This is a genomic window from Streptomyces montanisoli (assembly GCF_017813245.1).
GTDB classification, from domain to species: domain Bacteria; phylum Actinomycetota; class Actinomycetes; order Streptomycetales; family Streptomycetaceae; genus Streptomyces; species Streptomyces montanisoli.
The window spans coordinates 1-3,727 of record NZ_JAGIQL010000297.1; the positions used below are offsets into that span (position 1 = coordinate 1).

Annotated in this window: 2 protein-coding genes; both read left to right on the forward strand. The window is 74.4% G+C overall.

The genetic code is table 11. The features are described 5' to 3' along the window. The first annotated feature begins 328 nt into the window (after positions 1–328). A complete protein-coding gene (gene cysS, locus JFN87_RS32395) occupies positions 329–1,729 on the forward strand; it encodes a cysteine--tRNA ligase (RefSeq protein WP_209345983.1) in 1,401 nt (466 codons plus the stop codon). Positions 1,730–1,874: 145 nt separating this feature from the next. After that, positions 1,875–2,831, forward strand: coding sequence for a 23S rRNA (guanosine(2251)-2'-O)-methyltransferase RlmB (gene rlmB / locus JFN87_RS32400; protein WP_209345985.1), 957 nt, complete (start codon positions 1,875–1,877; stop codon positions 2,829–2,831). The last annotated feature ends 896 nt before the right edge of the window (positions 2,832–3,727 follow it).

Consider the following 3,727-nt stretch of genomic DNA (forward strand, 5'->3'; position numbering starts at 1 on the left):
GCTCCGTGTTGCGCCCGCACCTCGCGGGGGGCTGGGCCCGCACGTGGGCTGCGCCGTTCCGGGCTGGGCCCGCGCCCCGCGGGGGCCGCGCCTCCCCGGTGCCCCGGACCCGATGGGCGCATGGCTCGGGTGGAGTCCGTCCTCCGCGGGCGGCCCGCCCGTGTCGGAGGCGCCACGACCCTGACACCAGGGCCTGGGGGCGGCCCACCCGGGCGGAAGCCGCGCCCCACGGGGCCGGGCATGGCCCGGGGCGGCGCCCCCGGGCGGAAGCCCCGCGCCCTCGCGGGCGCGGGACCGGGCACTGTCCGGCGCGCACTACTCTGAACCCGTGACTATTCGGCTGTACGACACCGGCGCCCGGCAGATCCGTGACTTCACCCCGCGCACGCCGGGCTGCGTCTCGATCTACCTGTGCGGTGCCACCGTGCAGGCCGCCCCGCACATCGGGCACATCAGGTCGGGCCTCAACTTCGACATCCTCCGCCGCTGGTTCGAGTACCGCGGCCTCGACGTGACGTTCGTACGCAACGTCACCGACATCGACGACAAGATCATCCAGAAGTCCGCCGACCAGGACCGCCCCTGGTGGGCCATCGGGTACGAGAACGAGCGTGCGTTCAACGCGGGCTACGACGCCCTCGGTTGCCTCCCGCCCACCTACGAGCCGCGCGCGACCGGGCACATCCCGGAGATGACCGAGATGATGCGCGTCCTCATCGACAACGGCCACGCCTACGTCGCCGACGGCAACGTCTACTTCGACGTCCGATCGTTCCCCGGCTACCTGAGCCTGTCCCACCAGGACCTGGACGACCTGCGCCAGCCCGCGGGCGAGGGCGAGACCGGCAAGCGCGACCCGCGCGACTTCGCGCTCTGGAAGGCCGTCAAGCCGGGCGAGCCGAACTGGGAGACGCCCTGGGGCCGCGGCAGGCCCGGCTGGCACCTGGAGTGCTCGGCGATGGCGCACAAGTACCTCGGCCGCGTCTTCGACATCCACGGCGGCGGCCTCGACCTGGTCTTCCCGCACCACGAGAACGAGATCGCGCAGGCCAAGGCGTACGGCGACGACTTCGCCCAGTACTGGCTGCACAACGCGTGGGTCACGATGAGCGGCGAGAAGATGTCGAAGTCGCTCGGCAACAGCGTCCTCGTCTCCGAGATGGTCAAGCGCTGGCGCCCCATCGTGCTGCGCTACTACCTCGGCACGCCGCACTACCGCTCGATGATCGAGTACAGCGAGGAGGCGCTCCGCGAGGCGGAGTCCGCGTTCGCGCGCATCGAGGGGTTCGTCCAGCGCGTGGTGGAGAAGGCCGGGGGAGCGGTGGAGCCGGCGCCCGAGGTGCCGCCCGCGTTCGCCGCGGCGATGGACGAGGACCTCGGCGTGCCCGGCGCGCTCGCGATCGTCCACACCACCGTCAGGCAGGGCAACTCCGCGCTCGCGGCCGACGACAAGGAAGGCGCCGTCGCCCGGCTCGCGGAGGTACGGGCCATGCTCGGCGTCCTCGGCCTCGACCCGCTCGACCCGCGGTGGGCCGGCGAGAGCGACCGCGGCGACGACCTGCACGGAGCCGTCGACACGCTCGTACGCCTCGTCCTCGACCAGCGCGAGGCGGCGCGGTCCCGCAAGGACTGGGCCACGGCCGACGCGATCAGGGACCAGCTCCAGCAGTCGGGCCTGGTCATCGAGGACAGCCCGTCGGGACCGCGCTGGAGCCTCGGCGCGCGCTGAGGCAAGCGCTGAGGCGCGCGCTGAAATCGCCGCCGCGGCTTGCGTACCCTGGTAAGGCACGTAAGGCACGACGAGACGCACCACGACGGCGCACCGGCGTACGGTGCGCGCCACGCGACCCACGAATCAGGTAGGCAGACACACCATGGCCGGGAACAGCCAGCCCAGGAACCGACGCGCGTCAGGGAAGAAGGGCGCGCAGGTCGGCAGCGGCGGCAATCGGCGCCGCGGCCTCGAGGGCAAGGGCCCCACGCCGCCCGCGTCCGCCCGCAAGGGCCATGTGAAGAACCGCATCGCCAACGCGAAGGCGCGCCAGCAGCAGGGCCGCCCGCAGCGCGCGCGCCGCGGCGGCAAGGGCTCGACGGAGATGGTCGTGGGCCGCAACCCGGTCTTCGAGGCGCTGCGGGACGGTGTGCCGGCGACGACCCTGTACGTGCAGCAGTACATCGACAACGACGAGCGGGTGCGTGACGCGCTGAAGCTCGCCTCCGACCGGGGCGGCATCCACCTCATGGAGGCGCCGAGGCCCGAACTCGACCGGCTCACCGGCGGCCTCAACCACCAGGGCCTCGTCCTCCAGATCCCCGCGTACGAGTACGCGCACCCGGACGACCTGGCGGCCGCCGCGTACGACGACGGCGAGGAGCCCCTGATCGTCGTGCTCGACGGCATCACCGACCCCCGGAACCTGGGCGCGGTCGTCCGCTCGGTGTCGGCGTTCGGAGGCCACGGCGTGGTCGTGCCCGAGCGGCGCGCGGCCGGCATGACAGCGGGCGCCTGGAAGTCCTCGGCGGGCACCGCCGCCCGCACGCCGGTGGCGCGCGCCACGAACCTGACGCGCACGCTAGAGGCGTACAAGAAGGCCGGCCTGACGGTCGTCGGGCTCGCGGCGGACGGCGACACGGACATCGCGGACGTGGCGGCGCTTGACGGCCCGCTGGCCATCGTGATCGGCAGCGAGGGCAAGGGCCTGTCGCGCCTGGTCGGCGAGACGTGCGACGTGAGGGTGCGCATCCCGATGCCGGGCGGCGCGGAATCCCTCAACGCGGGCGTGGCGACGGGCATCGTGCTCTACGAAACGTCCCGCAAGCGCACAGCCTGACACCACGCGGCCGCGAGTGAGCCGGCCGCATCGGGCCGCCTGGCGCAGGGCCGCCTCGCGCCAGGCCGCCCACCGCGGGCCTGACCGCGCCCGGTGACGTCCCCGCGGACCAGGCCCGGGCCACGAGCTGAGTCCTGGTGGAGCCGGGCATCGCCGTCCGAGCCTCGGTCCGAGTCCGCTGTCGCTGCCCGCGCAGCCGGAGACGCGTCGGCTGTTCACGAGGCCCGCGCCGGGCCGCCCACGGCGGACCTGACCGTGCCCGCCGCCCCGGTCCGCAGACCCGGAGAAGGCCCCGCCGGTTCGGAACCCGCGGCAGGCGGGCCACCAATCGCGTCCGTACGGAGATTGTGCGCCCGGGCGCACCCGTGCCGTCTGCCGCCTCCCGGCGGCGTGCCGTAGCGACCGCCCGGTCCGGATCACGGACCGAGCCGCTACCGCTGCGTGCGCAGCCAGAGGCGGGCCCGTGGCCGCGGGCCGCGGCGCCCCGCTCCGCGGCCAGCGGCCGCGCTCTCGGCGGCGGCCGTGCACGCTGCCCGCGTCGGCGGCGACGTCCCACGGACGCGAAGGCTCACGTGCCCGCAGCGGTGAGCTGCCGGGCGTCCGAAGCGGACGCCCTCGACGCCGGAGCGCCTCCGGAGACGGCCCCAGCCGGCTGCGCGTCCCGGCGGCCGTGCACGTTGCCTGCGTCGGCGGCGACCTCCCACGGACGCGAACGTCCGCGTGCCCGCGGCGGGAAGCGCCGGGCGTCCGGAGCGGACGCCCTCGACGCCGGCGCGTCCCCGGTGGCGGTCCCGGCCGCCCGCGCGTCCCGGTGGCCGGAGCCCTGATCGGTAGAGCTCTCGTCTGAACTCCTGTCTCCGATCTTCCTCCTTTCCCGTCCCTCCCCTGTATGAGAC